The organism is Synechococcus sp. NB0720_010 (assembly GCF_023078835.1).
In the GTDB taxonomy this organism is placed as follows: Bacteria; Cyanobacteriota; Cyanobacteriia; order PCC-6307; family Cyanobiaceae; genus Vulcanococcus.
Genome location: NZ_CP090898.1, coordinates 1952518 through 1967821, shown reverse-complemented (window position 1 = coordinate 1967821; position 15304 = coordinate 1952518). Strand labels below are relative to the sequence as shown.

The 15304-nt window shown below is 65.4% G+C and carries 17 protein-coding genes and 2 tRNA genes; 11 read left to right on the top strand and 8 right to left on the bottom strand.

All coding sequences use genetic code 11. The features are described 5' to 3' along the window. Nucleotides 1-43 precede the first annotated feature (43 nt). Nucleotides 44-427, top strand: a complete 384-nt coding sequence (locus LY254_RS10325; RefSeq protein ID WP_247476995.1) for a L,D-transpeptidase — start codon at nt 44-46, stop codon at nt 425-427. A gap of 115 nt (nt 428-542) precedes the next feature. Here the strand turns inward: LY254_RS10325 and LY254_RS10320 are convergent, their stop codons facing one another. Further along, nucleotides 543-998: a DUF1823 family protein gene (locus tag LY254_RS10320; protein WP_247476994.1), complete on the bottom strand. Its 456-nt coding sequence runs from the start codon at nt 996-998 to the stop codon at nt 543-545. 28 nt (nt 999-1026) lie between these two features. Here LY254_RS10320 and dusB point away from each other — a divergent pair, with 28 nt between their 5' ends. Beyond that, on the top strand, nt 1027-2034 hold the full coding sequence (gene dusB, locus LY254_RS10315; protein WP_247479868.1) for a tRNA dihydrouridine synthase DusB: 1008 nt from the start codon (nt 1027-1029) through the stop codon (nt 2032-2034). Here the strand turns inward: dusB and LY254_RS10310 are convergent. Together LY254_RS10310 and LY254_RS10305 are read right to left on the bottom strand one after the other, a co-directional pair. Continuing rightward, entirely contained in the window at nt 2031-2672 is a 642-nt protein-coding gene (locus tag LY254_RS10310) for a DUF4079 domain-containing protein (protein ID WP_247476993.1), read from the bottom strand. The two genes, dusB and LY254_RS10310, sit on opposite strands and share 4 nt — an antisense overlap. 13 nt (nt 2673-2685) lie before the next feature. Beyond that, complete coding sequence (locus tag LY254_RS10305) at nt 2686-3480, bottom strand: precorrin-2 C(20)-methyltransferase (RefSeq protein ID WP_247476992.1); 795 nt, start codon at nt 3478-3480, stop codon at nt 2686-2688. Between the two features lie 55 nt (nt 3481-3535). Here LY254_RS10305 and LY254_RS10300 point away from each other — a divergent pair, with 55 nt between their 5' ends. Further along, the gene (locus LY254_RS10300) at nt 3536-4075 is read left to right on the top strand and encodes an acireductone dioxygenase (protein ID WP_247476991.1); all 540 of its coding nucleotides are present in this window, start codon (nt 3536-3538) and stop codon (nt 4073-4075) included. Here the strand turns inward: LY254_RS10300 and LY254_RS10295 are convergent. The 3 genes from LY254_RS10295 to aroQ form a co-directional block, all read right to left on the bottom strand. Beyond that, nucleotides 4072-4944: a LysR substrate-binding domain-containing protein gene (locus tag LY254_RS10295; RefSeq protein WP_247476990.1), complete on the bottom strand. Its 873-nt coding sequence runs from the start codon at nt 4942-4944 to the stop codon at nt 4072-4074. The genes LY254_RS10300 and LY254_RS10295 overlap by 4 nt on opposite strands. Before the next feature lie 78 nt (nt 4945-5022). Next, complete coding sequence (locus tag LY254_RS10290) at nt 5023-5658, bottom strand: tRNA-(ms[2]io[6]A)-hydroxylase (protein WP_247476989.1); 636 nt, start codon at nt 5656-5658, stop codon at nt 5023-5025. Then, nucleotides 5655-6095, bottom strand: a complete 441-nt coding sequence (gene aroQ, locus LY254_RS10285) for a type II 3-dehydroquinate dehydratase (RefSeq protein WP_247476988.1) — start codon at nt 6093-6095, stop codon at nt 5655-5657. The genes LY254_RS10290 and aroQ overlap by 4 nt, the downstream gene beginning before the upstream one ends. A 92-nt stretch (nt 6096-6187) precedes the next feature. Here aroQ and LY254_RS10280 point away from each other — a divergent pair. The 8 genes from LY254_RS10280 to LY254_RS10245 all read left to right on the top strand — a co-directional run bounded on the left by LY254_RS10280 (nt 6188) and on the right by LY254_RS10245 (nt 12727). Next, nucleotides 6188-6269: transfer RNA gene (locus tag LY254_RS10280), tRNA-Tyr, on the top strand. A 10-nt stretch (nt 6270-6279) separates the two neighbouring features. Beyond that, nucleotides 6280-6351: transfer RNA gene (locus tag LY254_RS10275), tRNA-Thr, on the top strand. A 263-nt stretch (nt 6352-6614) separates the two neighbouring features. Continuing rightward, nucleotides 6615-7157, top strand: a complete 543-nt coding sequence (locus tag LY254_RS10270; protein ID WP_247476987.1) for a response regulator transcription factor — start codon at nt 6615-6617, stop codon at nt 7155-7157. Further along, on the top strand, nt 7158-9224 hold the full coding sequence (locus LY254_RS10265; protein ID WP_247476986.1) for a sensor histidine kinase: 2067 nt from the start codon (nt 7158-7160) through the stop codon (nt 9222-9224). A gap of 49 nt (nt 9225-9273) precedes the next feature. Continuing rightward, a complete protein-coding gene (locus LY254_RS10260; protein ID WP_247476984.1) occupies nt 9274-9813 on the top strand; it encodes a hypothetical protein in 540 nt (179 codons plus the stop codon). A gap of 30 nt (nt 9814-9843) precedes the next feature. Continuing rightward, nucleotides 9844-10095, top strand: coding sequence for a hypothetical protein (locus tag LY254_RS10255; RefSeq protein WP_247476983.1), 252 nt, complete (start codon nt 9844-9846; stop codon nt 10093-10095). Between the two features lie 84 nt (nt 10096-10179). Beyond that, the gene (locus LY254_RS10250) at nt 10180-11529 is read left to right on the top strand and encodes an aldehyde dehydrogenase family protein (RefSeq protein ID WP_247476982.1); all 1350 of its coding nucleotides are present in this window, start codon (nt 10180-10182) and stop codon (nt 11527-11529) included. 85 nt (nt 11530-11614) lie between these two features. Beyond that, nucleotides 11615-12727, top strand: coding sequence for a LysM peptidoglycan-binding domain-containing protein (locus tag LY254_RS10245; protein ID WP_247476980.1), 1113 nt, complete (start codon nt 11615-11617; stop codon nt 12725-12727). Here LY254_RS10245 and LY254_RS10240 read toward each other — a convergent pair whose 3' ends face one another. Together LY254_RS10240 and LY254_RS10235 are read right to left on the bottom strand one after the other, a co-directional pair. After that, the gene (locus LY254_RS10240) at nt 12728-14212 is read right to left on the bottom strand and encodes an ATP-dependent DNA helicase RecQ (protein ID WP_247476979.1); all 1485 of its coding nucleotides are present in this window, start codon (nt 14210-14212) and stop codon (nt 12728-12730) included. It abuts the gene before it with no gap. Between the two features lie 10 nt (nt 14213-14222). Then, nucleotides 14223-15266: a hypothetical protein gene (locus LY254_RS10235; RefSeq protein WP_010315089.1), complete on the bottom strand. Its 1044-nt coding sequence runs from the start codon at nt 15264-15266 to the stop codon at nt 14223-14225. Nucleotides 15267-15304 lie beyond the last annotated feature (38 nt).

The following is a 15304-nucleotide window of genomic DNA, read 5'->3' as shown; positions in this document are numbered from 1 at the left end:
GAGGAAGGGTGTTCTGTCCCCCGCCCGACGGCGGTCTCCCGCGATGGTGGAACTGATTGCCTCGATCGTGGTCGATCTCTCCGACCAGAAGCTCTACGTCTACAACCAACAACAAGAGCTCGTTCGCACGGTGCTGGTGAGCACTGGCAAAGGCTCCACTCCCACACCGATGGGTGTTGGCCAGGTCTACGACAAGTACCAGAGCGTGACCATGCGCGGCCGGGGCTATGTCGCGCCCAACGTGCCCTGGGCGATGTGCATCACCCAGAACGGAATGATCTGCATGCACGGAGCCCCCTGGCAGGAGCAGGCCAATGAGGCCTTTGGCGTGCCCCGCAGCCACGGCTGCATTCGGATCCCCAGCCCCCATGCCCGCTGGCTGTTTGAGAACACACCCAAGGGAACACCCGTCAGCATCCAGGCCTGAGCCATGCGGGGAGGGCCTTCAAGCCAGATCCTGCAGCTCCTGAGCCTGGAGCTGTTGATCGTGGGCCTATGGGTCCTGGCCCTCCCTGCCCATCAGGCCCCCGCGAGCCCGGGGATTAGCCAATCGGCAGGTCGCCTGGATGCCCCTGGACCGGATCAGCGGGTTGCTCCAACAAAGGAGGCATCGGACCACTAGCGGGCAGGGGTTCGCCCCGCTCCGCCAGGTGGGCCAGCAGCCAGTTCACGGCGGTGGCCCGGCGGGTGCGGCGTGGATAGAGGCCGCCAATCCGGTAGCCGCCAAAGCCCAGCTGCTCCTTGAGCAGCTGCTTGTAGGGCTTGGGAACCGACCGGGTCAGGGCCACGCTGGCTGGACGCTCGGCAATGAACTGGGGCTCGATTGGAAAGGACTCCAGCCAACTGGCCTCCGTCGCCGGGCCGGCGCTCCAAACCCCCTCGCCGTTCTGCTCGTATCCCAGGCGCGGCCAGATCAATTCACACACAAAACGATCGTTGGTGCGGTCCTCCAACACCGCTTCCAGCAGCGCCCTGCTAAGGGGGTAGGGAATGGGCATCGACCTGGAGTCCGAGAATCGGATCACCATGATCACGCCCGCCACTACCTCCGAAGCGATTCAGCTGTCCGGCCAGGGCACACCGCGCCTGCTGCGCTGCCGCGCCCTGCAGTCGCCCTTGGCGGGTGTGAGCGATCGCATCTTCCGCGGGCTGGTGCGGCGCTGGGCGCCCGATGCCCTGCTGTTCACCGAGATGGTCAACGCCACGAGCCTGGAGCTGGGCCATGGCCTGCAAAAGGTCGAGGAGCTGGCCCTCGAGCAGGGGCCCATCGGCGTTCAGCTGTTTGATCACCGGCCCCAGTCGATGGCCGATGCAGCCCGCAGGGCGGAGGCCGCCGGGGCCTTCCTGATCGACATCAACATGGGCTGCCCGGTCAAAAAGATCGCCAAAAAAGGGGGCGGCAGCGGCCTGATCCGCGAACCCGATCTGGCCAGCCGCATCGTGGAGACGGTCTCTGCGGCCGTCTCGATCCCAGTCACCGTGAAGACCCGGCTGGGCTGGTGCGGCAGTGACCTCGACCCGGTGGCCTGGTGCCGTCAACTGGAGAGCGCCGGGGCCCAGCTGCTCACCCTCCATGGCCGCACCCGGGAACAGGGCTTCAAAGGAAGCGCCGATTGGCAAGCCATCGCCGCTGTCAAACACGCCCTGGCGATCCCTGTGATTGCCAACGGCGACATCAACTCCGCCGCCGATGCCCTGCGCTGCCTGGAGCAAACCGGCGCCGATGGGGTGATGGTGGGGCGGGGAAGCATGGGGGCCCCCTGGCTCGTCGGCCAAATCGATGCGGCCCTCAGCGGCCGGCCGATCCCAGAGGCCCCCTCAGCGCTTGAGCGGGTGCTGCTCGCCAAGGAACAACTCCAGGCCCTCGTGGCCGCCAAGGGCGACCACGGGCTGCTGATCGCCCGCAAACACATGGGCTGGACCTGCAATGGCTTCACGGGCGCCCCGCAACTGCGGCACGCCCTGATGCGGGCACCCACGCCCGCCGACGCCATCGCACTCCTGGATCAAACCGCCGCGGCCCTCGTCAGCTAGTAAGCACCGATCTGCAGCAGGTCCCGGGTGCCGCTGACCCCCTGCACAGCAAACAACAGGAGGATCAGCACGTTGGCGCTGATGTGCAGCTGCCGCAGCCGAGGGTTGCGCTTGATCTCCGGCCGCGCCGAGAGCGTGAACAGCATCAGACCGCTCAGCAGAACGCCCGCCCAGTAGTGGGAGCTCCAGAACCCCGCCCCGAATGGATTGTCGGAGAGACGCCAGATCTCGGCCTGACTGCCCAGGCCCAGGACTCCGGCCCAGCAGAGCAGCGCAAAACTCGCCCGCCAGATCGCCCGGTGCACCCGCAGCAGAGCCGCCAGGGCCACCAGGGTCCCGGCCGACACCAGCAGCAGGAGCCCGTAGCGGCCGGCGCCGCCGCTGAAGTCCGCACCGGCCTCCAGATAGGCCTTGCTGAACGAATAGACGATGGCAATCAGCACCGCCACGACCACCCCAACCGTCAGCCAAAGGCCGTGGTCGGCGTGCTCCTGCGGCACCGGTTCGGGCTGCTTGGTGATGCCCAGGCGCTTCTCGCGCACCAGCAGGCCCAGACGAACCGTCGCGCCCATCAGGGGATAGACGAACAGGATCACCAGCACCGGGTGGAGCAGGGCAAACCAGTCAATGGCGCTCATGGCAACAGCTCCTCTAGGGCAGAACCTTGGGCCAACCCTGACGGATCAGCAACAGTGAAAAGTAGGGCTGCTCGTCCGCCGGGATCGAATCGGCCGGGGCTAAGAGCTGATCAGGCCAGCCCACCCGCTGGGCAAACAGACTGCCGCCGAGCAGACCGCGACGCTCCAGGAGCGGTTGCACCCAGCGCCAGCGGCGGCCCAATTTGAGCAGGGCCAACACCACCTCTTGATGGCGCGCCCAATCCAACAGAGCCTCCAGGGCCTCTGGATCCTCAGGCGTGGGGCGAATCATCAGACCCTCCTGCTGCAGGGCCAGGGGCCAAGGGAAGCCTTGGGCCGAAGCCGCCGCCGCCGCCGCCGCTGCTGCGGTAATCCCAGGAATCACAGCCACAGGCACCCCTGGATGGCGATCGGCCAAGGACAGCAGGGCATAAGAACAGCTGGCATAGAGCGAGGCATCCCCCTCGCACAGCAACACCACCGCCTGGTCCTGCTCTACGGCCAGCGCCAGGGCATCGGCCGCCTCCCGCCAGGCCCGTTGGCGCGGCTCCGCCTCCGCCACCATCGGGAACAGCAATGGCAGCCGCCGTTGCGCAGCCGAGATCCAGGGCGCCGCGATCTGGGCCGCCATGCCCTCGGCGTCGGGTCTTGCCACGGGATAGGCCACCACGGCCGCCGAGGCGATGGCCTGAATCGCCGCCACTGTTAGTAACTGGGGATCACCCGGACCCACCCCCACCAGGGTGACCCCAGGCTTGGCCGCCGTGGCAGCGTCTGCCAAGACGCGCAGGATCGCGCTGGAGGACATCGAAGGGGGCTCAACCGACCCCTTTCTAGGGTGATGGGATTCAGCGGGCTGGGCGATGAGCGACCTGCAGGTCTTCGGCGAGGCCGAGCAACAAGCCAAGCTGACGACGAACGATCCGGCGGTCATTGCCGCTGAACTCGCTGAGCGGGGTATCGGCTTCGAGCGCTGGCCGGCCCGTGAGGCGCTCCCGGCGGGTGCGGGTCCCGAGGACGTACTCAAGGCCTACGCCCGGGAGATCCAAGCGGTCCAAGCCCGGGGCAGCTACCCGACGGTCGATGCCATTCGGATGACCCCGGACCATCCCGAGCGCGCCGCCCTGCGCCAGAAGTTCCTCGCCGAACACACCCACGCCGAAGACGAGGTGCGTTTTTTTGTCGAAGGGCGAGGGCTCTTCTGCCTGCACATCGGCGAGGAGGTGCTGCAGGTGCTCTGCGAAGCCGATGACTGGATCAGCGTGCCAGCCGGCACCAAGCACTGGTTTGACATGGGGGCAGAGCCCTGCTTCTGCGCCATTCGCTTCTTTGACAACCCCGAGGGCTGGGTGGCGCAGTTCAGCGGCGACCCGATCGCCGATCGCTTCCCCCGTCTGAACTAAGCCGCCAAGGCGACATCCTCAAAAACCGCCGAAAGAGCCACAGCACGCTGTTGCAGCCCTTCGATCAACTCCGCCACTGCGGGCTGATCGATCAGGTCACGGCGCACCACCAGGGTGTCCCCGGAGCTGTGCCGCATGTCCCAATCCAAACGGACGTTGCCGGGCTGGAGGCTGTCGGAGAAGGAGGTGCCGTAGAGCATTGTCACCCCATCGGCGCTGCGGCCCTCCCAGCTGGCGGGGTCGTAGCGCTGAATCCGAACGGTGTCGCTCCAGAGCCCCTGGGCCTTGAGCTTGGCCTCGGTCTTGGGGAACCAACCCGAAGGAAGAGCCAGGCTGGGGAAGCGCGCGAGATCACCCGAGGAAATCTGCCGCTCGCGGGCCAAGGGGTGATCTGGGGCCGCCGTCAGATACACGGGAAAGCGCAGCAGGTCCACGCTGAAAAACAGCGGGTCATCGGGCTCTGGCATGTCCGGTTGATAACTGCCAATCCAGGCATCAATCACCCGGTCCTGCAGCAAGGCCAGCGGGCGGCTCTTCCCTGGCAGATCGAAATTGCCGCTGATCCAGGCCTGGGGCAATCCCGGCGCGAACCAGGGTCCGGAACTGAAGGCCGCATCCAGCCGCAGGGGCATCAGCCCCCGCAAGCGGGCGAGTTGGTGCACCCGGCGTTCGGCCTGCAGCAACTCCAGTTCACCCAGCAGGCCCTTGTGCGGAGCGCTGCGATCGAGCTTCAGGTTCAGGGTTTTCAGCGCCCCCCGCAGCTGGCGCGACACCGAGGTTTGGTGCAGATTCAGCCGCCGGGCAGCCTCGTCCTCACGCTCGAGCCAGAGATAAAGATCCAGCGTGGCGAGCTGTTCGAGGGAAAGCACAACAGCCCGAGCCGGGATGGGATTTCAGCAGACCCAGCGCTGCCTCCAGTCCACAGCTGCCGCAGTCTTTGTGGAATTTCACGCCTGCTGGATGCCCACCGAGTGCATCCGAACCAACTCCGGACGCTCCAAGCTGCCGCTGAGGGCCTGGGCCTCGAACTGAGCGAGCTCCCGCAGGCGCTCCACCGTGACCTCCCGGCCAAAGCGCTGCTCACACAGCACCCAATAGAGCCCGAAGTGGCGGGCCTCACTGGCCAAGAGCTCGCCATAGAGGGCTTGCAACTCCGCATCCGGGCTATGGGCCGCCAAGAGGGCCATGCGCTCATGGCTGCGGGCCTCGATCAAGCCCGCCACCAAAAAGGTGTCCAGCATCCTCTGGGGTTCCGCCTTGCGGACCTGGGCCATCAGGCTGGAGCCGTAGGCCGGAGCCGGCAGCTGCTTCAAGGGAATGCCCCGGCGCTGCAGCAGCGCCAGAACCTGCTCAAAGTGCTCCAGCTCTTCGCGGGCCAGGGCGCTGAGCTGCGCGCCCAAGGACTCATCGGAGGGATAGCGGAACATCAACTGCAGGGCGACCCCCGCCGCCTTGCGTTCGCAGTGGGCGTGGTCAATCAGCACCAGATCAGCGCGGGCCACGGCCTGCTCAAGCCAGGCCTGGGAGCTGGGGGCCGCCAGCCACTTCACCCGCGCCGCCCGGCTCTCCAAGAGCACGGTCATGGCTGCGTCCGCAACTTGGCCACCAAGCCCTGGAGCGCCAGGGAATAGCTGGCCGGCCCAAAGCCGCTGATCACCCCTAGCGCCTTGTCGGCCAGATAGGACTGATGCCGAAAGGCCTCGCGGGCATGCACGTTGCTCAGGTGCAGCTCCACATAGGGGATGGCTACCCCCAGCAGGGCATCCCGCAGGGCTATCGAGGTATGGGTGAGCGCTCCGGCGTTGATCAAGATCCCGTCCACCTGGCCGCGGGCCTGATGGATCCGATCGACGAGGGCTCCCTCGTGGTTGCTCTGAAAGCAACTGAGCTGGACACCCAGCGCCTCTGCTTCTGCGCCCAGCCGCTGCTCGATGGCATCGAGGGTGTCGGCGCCGTAGAGCCCCGGCTCACGCTGTCCCAACAGGTTGAGGTTGGGGCCGTTCAGCAACAGCAGATGCATCGGTGCCGGCCAGGGTCAAGGTCCACTGCGGCGATCGTAGGGAGAGTGCCTAGTGGGGCCCCACCGGCTGGTAAGTTCTTGGGGTGTGGTTCGGGTCGGTGCCCGAGTGGTTAATGGGGGCGGACTGTAAATCCGCTGGCTCTGCCTACGTTGGTTCAAATCCAACCCGGCCCACCTTCCACATGCCCTTGTAGCTCAGCGGTAGAGCACTCCCTTGGTAAGGGAGAGGTCACGAGTTCAAGTCTCGTCAAGGGCTTCCAAAAATCACCGACAAGTCAAGCGGCACCAGACTTGTCACCCCACCGGCTCTCAAGCCGGTTTTTTATTGCAATGACCCGCACGCGGGCCAGATCAGGGGCGCCAGTGATACACATTTCAGCCGATACCTTGATGAAGAACCACAAGATTGGCGAGCGGCTTGAACCTGCTGGTTGGTAATTTTCAACCACGAATCCGTCGGCCTTCTTGAGCGGAACACCCCCACAATCACTGCGTTGCTTGATCGTGGAAGACCAGCTGATGTTTCTTCAGCTGCTGCGCTCGCTACTGGAAGCCATGGCCGGCATTGAAGTGATCGGCTCAGCGACCAGCTGCCAAGAAGCCCAGGAGCTCTGCGAGCTGGATGCACCCGACCTGCTTGTGCTCGATCTGGCCCTGCCGGATGGTGAGGGATTGGACGTTGCCCGGGCCCTGCATCGGCGGTCGCCGGAGTCCAAGGTTGTGGTGCTCTCCGGCCAGGCCTCCAGCTTTGTCTGTCCGCCTGAGCTCCTGAGCCAAATCTGCGGCGTTGTGGACAAGACAGCCGCCTTCCAGCAACTGCATCAGGTTCTCGAGCAACTGGTGCCGCAACCCATCGCAACGCTGACACCGCGCCAACAGGAGATCTATGCCCTGATTGGCCGAGGCCTCAGCAATAAGGAGATCTCGAAAGAGACCGCCCTATCGATCGCCACGGTGGAAACCCACCGCAAAGCCATCGCCCAGAAATTGGGACTCTCTGGCGCCGAACTGGTGCACCAAGCCTCGCGGCTCGCCCCCCTCACCATTGCCCAAGACACCTAGATGGCTCCACGTCGCTTGCTGAGCACCCCCAGAAAACTGGCCAATCGGCTGGCCCTGCTGAGCGCGCTTCAGCTCGTGCTCGTCGGAGGCAGCCTCAGCGTGCTGAGTTTCGCCATCGGCCGACGCAGCGGCCTGGAGATCAGCGAGACCTATCGCCAAAACGCCTCGGTGGTGGAACTCTCGACGCGTCTCTCCCGCAAGCTCAGCTACCCCCGCTGGATCAACACCCTCAACCTCGCCTGGCTGGAGCAAAACCCAGGACGTGTTTCGGAGTATGCGGCGATGGCCGAGCGCTTCTGGAACCAGATGCGTGCCTTCCCCGTGGATTACATCAACTACGGCGGAGCCGACGGCCGTTTCATCGGCATGGAGCGCAGCGATGACGGAGAGCTGCTGCTCAACGAAGACACCAGTCGCAGCGGCCGGGGATCGATGGCTGTCTATGCAATGAAGCAGGGACAACGGGGTGAGCTGCTGGAGCGCATTCCAGGCATGACCGAAACCCACGAGGAAGCCTGGTACACCGACACGGCCAAAGCAGGCAAACCCCTCTGGAGTTCGATTTACGCCTGGGAAGACCAGCCCGAGATTTTCTCGATCTCCTACAACGCGCCCCTCTTTGGAGCCAACCGCAACCTGCTTGGGGTGGTGGGGGTCGACATGGTTCTCTCCCAACTGAGCACCTGGCTCGAGCAGGTCTGGAAGGGCCGCGATGGTTTGGCCTTGATCGTGGAGCCCGACGGCACCCTGGTGGCGAGCTCAAGACCCAGCCAAACCCTCAGCCGCAGTAAGGGCCAGGTGGAGCGCTCCCGATTGGCCGCGCTGAGCGACCCGATGGCGCAAGCCCTCCATCAACGGCTCAAGGGGGGAGCCAACGGCAAACCCGAGCGCGCCCAAATCAATGGCAATCCCTATTCCCTAGTGGCCACGCCCTGGGGCACCGATGAAGGACTGAATTGGATCCTGCTGACCAGCCTCACGGTGGAGCCCGGCACGGCCGCTGCTGACCGGAACGCCCTCATCGCCTTGCTGGCCTCAGCCGGAGCCCTGGCCGGAGCGGCAGCCATGACCAACAGACAGATCCGCAGCCTGCTCTATCCCTTACGCCAGCTCGAGAGCACCTCCGAGCAACTCAGCCAGAAGCTCAGTCAAGCCACATCACAACTGCAGCCGGAGAGTTTGCAGTTCCACAGCGGCGTGACCGAGCAGTCCGGAGAAGAACTGGTCTCTCTGGATGGAGCCCTACGGCAACTGGTGGATGGCTACAACCGCCTCACCAGCGAGCTGAGGGAACGGGAAGCCAGCCTGGCGGAAGCGCGAGAGAAAGAGCGCTACCGCGATGCCCAAACCCTGGCGCTGCTGAAAGACAAGTTGCGCAGCAGTTTGCAGGCTGCGGCCGTGGCCCACGAAATCAATCAACCGCTCAGCGTCTTGCTGCTCAACAGCCAGCTGCTGATCAAGCAGACGGAGAACGTCGACCTCAGCGCGCTCCCCAGCGGCTGGAAGCAACAGGTGGAGGGCATTCGCCACGAAGCCGATCGCGTCGTGCTCACGATCGAGAAGATGCGTGCCCTGCTGAGGAACGTCCAGACGGAGCATCAGCGCCTGAACCTGCGGGAGATCAGCCAGAGCGCCCTGCTCTACGCCCGCTCGGGGGGCAGCACGGCCCGCGTGGCCATCGACAGCATGGCCCTGGAACGCGAGGACGCCCCCGCCTGGATTGAAGGCGATGCGGTGCAGATCCAAATCGCAATCGTCAACCTGCTGCGCAACGCCGCCGAGGCCCTGATCGACGCCCAGACTGCCAAGCCCTGGATTGGCATCAGCATCGAGGCCCAAGGAGATGGATGGTGCCTGGAGGTCGCCGACAACGGACCGGGCCTGCCGCAAAGCCTGCTCGATCAACTCCCCCTGCAAACCAGCAAAGCCAGCGGCAGTGGCCTGGGGCTGTTTGTGGTGCAAACCACCATGGAGAACCACAGCGGCCAGCTGGACGTTGCCACCAGCCCCCAAGGAGGCGCCTTGCTGCGGCTGCGCTTCCCTGCCCTACCCAGTTCTGGGGATTGATCAGACCTATAGGGGTCATGCACGGTGTGCATACCTCGGGGTCAAGGCCTTGGCGGACCTACTGCTGGAAGGAATCCCGGTGCTGGATCTGCTGGAGATCACCAGCAGCACGACCACCGTGGCCCAGCGAATCCAGCGCGACCAGAGCTCGGTCTCTCGGATCTACCGCCATGTCAGCCAAGTCCTGAATCTGGACTTCCAAAAACGGAGCAACGGCCTCTATCAAGCCCAAGCCAATCAGCCCTTGCTGGCGAGCCTGCGGTTGGCCTCACAGCAGATGCGTCTGGCTCTGATGCCGAGCCAACTGCGCTGGCTCCACAGCCTCGATGAGCCATTGCTGCTGGGTGACCTCGGCCTGCGGCTTCCCCCAGCGCTGCCCCTTGCCGGCAGCCGGCAGCCCGAGCGCTTGGCCGCACTGCTGGAGGGGCGACTCCTGGATCTTGTTCTGCTCAGTGAGCCCCCTCTTCTGCCAGCCTCAAGCGCGCTGATCAGCCGGCCGGTGGCCGGAGAACGGATCTACGCACTGCTTCGTCAGGACCTCATCCAAACCCTTGCCATTCAGCAGGTGTTGGATCTCCAGAGCCCATGAAATGCTGAAGAGGACCGGGGAGCTTTAGGGATGCTGAAGTCGATCGCACTGCGCCGGGTCTTGATCTATTTCGGGCTGAGCAGCGCGGGCGTTGCGGCGGTCAGCCAACTGGAATTGGATCAACGCAGCGCGGGCGTGATCTATGTGCCGATGTTCATCGGCATCTATGTCCTCTCCCGCTGGATTGAATCCAAGCTCTCGGCCACCCCTCCGTCCGTGAGCCCCGAGGCGGACTCCGAACTCCCCAGCAAGGGCTTCATGGCGAAGTCACCAAGGCCCTAACCACGGGATTTCCGCCGCTGTCCATAGGGTGTCTCAAGCCCTGCCCGTCCATCTGTGCTCCAGCTGACTACCCCCATCGCTGCGATGCGTCAGCTGGTTGTGGGTGGAACCACCCGCCCGCTGCAGTGGCGCCTCGAGCAACTGGATCGACTCGATGCCGCCCTCAGCGCCCACAGCGACGCCGTCCTGGAGGCCCTGGCCAAGGACCTGGGGAAGCCTGATGTCGAGGCCTACTTCGAGGTCGTCGCCGTTCGCCAAGAGATCAGCCTCTGCCGCCGGCAGCTACGGCGCTGGATCGCCCCCAAAAAGGTCGGCGTTCCCCTGAGCCAGCGGCCAGGTCGCGCGGAAGTGATCGCTGAACCCCTGGGCTGCGTCCTGATCATCGGCCCCTGGAATTACCCGTTCCACCTGGCGATTCAGCCCCTCGTCAGTGCCCTAGCGGCCGGGAACACCGCCATCCTCAAACCGTCGGAGCACGCACCGGCAACGGCTCAGCTGATCAGCAGCCTGATCAGGGAGGCCTTCCCGCCCGAGATCGTCCAGGTGGTCCAAGGGGATGGGAGCACCGCCCAGGCCCTACTCGCTGAGCGGTTTGATCACATCTTTTTCACTGGCGGAGAGCGCATCGGGAAGCTGGTCATGGCCGCTGCAGCCCAGCACCTCACGCCCGTCACCCTGGAACTGGGCGGCAAAAGCCCGGCGGTGGTGCTCAGCGACGCGGATCTCGAGGTCACTAGCCGCCGACTGGTCTGGGGCAAGTGCCTGAACGCCGGGCAAACCTGCATCGCCCCGGACTACCTGCTGGTGGAACGCAGCGCCCGCGCCTCACTCATCCAGGCCCTGGGCGATCGCATCACCGCTTGCTTTGGCGAGGAGCCTCTGGACTCCAGCGACCTGGCCTCGATCGTCAACGAGACGCAATACAAGCGGCTCAGTGCCCTGCTGGAGCAGGCCCGAGAGCGGGGCCAGGTGCTGCTGGGGGGAACCTGTGATCCGGAACGCCGCCGGATCACCCCGACCGTGATCCAGGTGAACGATCGCGAGGATCCGCTGATGCAGGAGGAGCTCTTCGGTCCCCTCCTTCCAATCCTCGAGGTGGATGGATTGGAGCAAGCAATCGAGTGGATCAACCAACGCCCCAAACCCCTCGCTCTCTATCTATTCAGCAGCTCCCAGCCGAACCAAGAGACGGTGCTCAACAAGACCAGCTCCGGTGGTGTCTGCTTCAACGATGTGGTGATGCAGGTCGGGGTTCCCGAACTCCCCTTCGGCGGCGTCGGCGCCAGCGGCATGGGGGCCTATCACGGCAAGGCTGGCTTCGACACCTTTTCCCACCAGCGCAGCGTTCTGCGCCGGCCCTTTGCCCTGGATCTGCCCTTCCGTTATCCCCCCTACGCCGGACGACTCCCCCTGATGCGACGACTCCTGGGCTGAAGCCATTTCCATGCCTTATGGGAGGGGGACTGGCGCCCGCCTCCAGGCCCCGTATGGTGCGCCCAGTCGACCGTTGTTAAACCCAATGCGCCGCCGCTCTGCTGCCGCTTTAGCCCTGGCCCTTCTGCTTCCCCTTCCGGGGTTGGCCGGCGAGGTGGTGGTCAAGCGCGGTGAGACCCTCTCCGAAATCGCCGATCGCTACGGGACCTCGGTCAATCGGCTGATGGAGATGAACGGCCTGCGGGATGCCAACGACCTCTGGGCTGGCAGCCGCATCAAGGTGCCGGGCAACGTCTACAGCGGTGGGGGATCCGGCAACTACACGGTCAAAGCGGGTGAGACCCTCTCTGAAATTGCCGATCGCTACGGCACCAGCGTCGACCGCCTGGTCCAGCTGAATGGCCTGCGGGATGCCAACGACCTCTGGGCCGGCAGCCGTATCCAGGTGCCTGGCGCCAACGCTCGCCCGCGGGTGGCCGTGAACAAAAACGCCAAGACCCACCAGGTGCAACCCGGCGAGAGCCTCTCCTCCATCGCCGATCGCTACGGCGTTTCGATGCAGCGCCTGATCGCCATCAACGGCATCAGCAACCCCAACCAGGTCATGGCCGGCAGCACCCTGACCCTGCGCGCCGCCAGCAAGCCCAAACCCAAGCCCAAGCCCGCTGCTCCTGTTGCCGCCAAGCCGAAGCCAAAGCCCGCAGCAGTGGTGGCCGCCAAGCCAGTGAAAAAGGCTGAGCCCGTTGCGGCCAAGCCTGAACCCGCCAAGACCGAAGTCGCCAAAGCTGAACCGGTGAAGGTCAAGCCCTCGGTGGCCACCACAGTCGCAGCAACAACCGTGGTGACCCAGCCCGAGAAGAAGGCTGAGCCCGTCAAGGCGGAAGCCGCTAAACCAACGGTTGCCAAGGCCGAGGTCAGCAAAACCCAGGCATCGAGCACAACCGCCGCGGGCAGCACGCCCGACTGGCGCAGCTATGGCCCCCTGCAGGTGGATTGGGCCAACTGGCAGTCCATGGGCGGCAGCTACGTGGCACCAAGCCTCAACAGCGAAGGGCAGCCCCTCTATCTGGCGATCAACTGCAACGCCAAGCGCCTGAATGCCACCGGTCAGTCGGGAGCCTGGAAGACCTGGGATGCCCCCCAGAGCGACTTTGAGCAGCGGCTGATCACCGATCTCTGCAAGGCCAAGCCCGGCTGATCAGGCCGCCAGCTTCAGGGTCCAGGGCTGGCGCAGGAAGCGTCGGCCCGCAGGCCTGAGCCAAAGGCGCTGACTGCCGTCATCGCTTTCGCTGATCAGGTCCTCCTGCACCAGGCGCCGCGCTAACCAGCGCCACTGATCGACCTCATCCCCTTCGGCCTTGGCCAGGTCCTCGCCAAGGCTGCGCAGATCCACACCGCTGCGTTGGTCCAGTTGCTCCAGGACCTGGGAGGCCATCTCAGACCAGTCCCGCACCCGCGGGGCCTGGCTGCATCGATCGCAGCGACCGCAGGGAGGAACGAGCTCCCCCACCGAGAGCAGCAGGGCCTGCTCACGGCAGCCCGCCCCCTCCGCAACCGCCTCCATCCGCCGCAGCTTCTGCTGAGAGAGCTCAGCCCGGGTGCGGTCCTGGGGATCCCCGGATTCCTCGGCCGAGGAGCGAATGGCCCAGGCCAGGCTGGAGCGGTCCTCGGGGTCAAAGAGCACGATGCAGCGGGCGGGCAGGCCATCACGGCCGGCGCGGCCGGACTCCTGGAGGTACCCCTCGGTGCTGGCCGGAAGATCCAGGTGCAGCACCAAGCCCACATCCGGCCGATCGACACCCATGCCAAAGGCCACGGTGGCCACCAGGACGGGCATCTCGTGCTCCTGGAAATGGGTCAAGGCCAGGGCACGACTCTCTGGATCCATCCCGGCGTGATAGGCGATCGCCTCGACTCCGCTGTCGCTAAGGCGCTTGGCCCAGCTCTCCACAGAGCGCCGGGTTCGGGCATAGATCAGGACCGCTCCGCGCGCCTCCTCCAGCGCCTTGAGGACCTCCGGCAGGGGGTCCGCCGGACGACGGCGCATCACATAAGACAGGTTGTCGCGCCGGGCTGAGCGCACCTGAATCAGGGGACGCCGCAGCTCCAGCAGGCGAATCAGATCGGCGCGGACCCGGGGGGCTGCGGTGGCACTGAGGGCCACCACCGGCACCCCAGGGCAGAGCCGGCGCAACTGACCCAGGCGGCGGTAGTCCGGGCGGAAGTCATGGCCCCAGGCACTGATGCAGTGGGCCTCATCAATGGCCAGCCCGACGAGTTTCCCCTCCTCGTGAATCTCCTCCAGCAAGCGCCGGGTGGCCTCCACCTGGAGCCGTTCGGGCGCCAGATAAAGCAAGCGCAGGCGATTGCTGCGCACCCGCTGCAGCAGGTCTCGCCGGCGCATGGGATCCAGACCGCGGTGCAGGCAGGCCGCTGGAATGCCCCTTCGCTGCAGGTGTTGCACCTGGTCCTCCATCAACGCCACCAGGGGCGAGATGACCAGCACCAGACCCTCCCGGACCAAGGCTGGGAGTTGATAACAGAGGGATTTCCCCGCACCGGTGGGGAGCACCGCCAGGCAGTCCTGGCCAGCGAGCATCGCCTCAATCACCGGGCGCTGGCCAGGGCGGAAGGCAGACCAGCCGAAGTGCTCCTGGAGGGCGGAGTCGAGGGGATCGCTCATCAGGCGGATCTCAGCCGGCCTGAGCCAGCACCGCGATCGCCGGAGCCTCGAGCTGATCGGGGGATTCCTCCACCAACTGCAAGCGCACGCGCTTACCGCCGGCGAGTTCCCCGAGGGAGACGCGCATGGTGTTGCCGCTGAGGGTTTGCAGAGCGGTCAGCAACTCCCGCAGGTGGGGGGTGCTGCTGCCGCTCTCGACCCAGAGGCGCTCCTGAAGACCGTTGAGGCGGCGCCAGCTGGTGTGGAGCTTGAGGACCGCCGATTCCAGGGCCTGGGCTTGCCCAACGGCATCGGAGAGCAGTCCCAGGGCATCGAGACGCAGGGCCTCCTGCATCGCCTTATCGAGATCCAGCTCCCCCTGCTGGAAGGCCCGAACGGCCAGGCCGGCTTCCGAGGCTTTGCTCAGCCAACGGGCGGTGCTGGTGACGTCCTTGACCCGCTCGAGCTCGGGCTCCTCACGCAGAACCTTGCGGAGATCCTCCTGCTGATCGTCGGGCAGCTTGGCCAGCTCCTTCACCAGGGGGGCAACGGCCTTGGGCGGAAGCAGATTGTTCGCTGTGCGTTCCCGAATCTCTTCCGGCAGAAGCGGGCTGGTGGCTGCCGTGAACTCGTCGGTGAGTTGACGCACCTGTTTACGGGTGATCTGCTGGCCGTCATTGGCGGCCTCGCCGATCATCAACTGCACCTCTGGATCGGACTGGGCTGTCTCCATGAAGGCCCGCTTGGAGAAGTTGTTGACGCTGGTCTCCTCCAGGACCCCCTCCCCGAGCATGTGATCGGCGGATTCGGCCAGCTGAATCAGGGCGTAGGCCCGGGTTTTGCTGATTTCCTGTTCCCGCAACCACTGCAGGAAGCCGCCCCCGCGGGTATCGCCGCCGCGGCGCTCCCGGTCCCGGACGCTGCGCAGGATCCGGCCCCGCCAGATCTCGGTCTGCAGGTCAAAGCGATCACAAATGGCCCAGGCCTCCTCAATGCGGGCCAGGAACTCCATCGAGCTAATGCTGTCGCTTTCGGGATCAGGCAAGTCGAGGCTGAAGGAGGGGGCCTCGGCCATGGGGAAACGCTCGGTGGAGGTCGATGGTGCCACGTTTC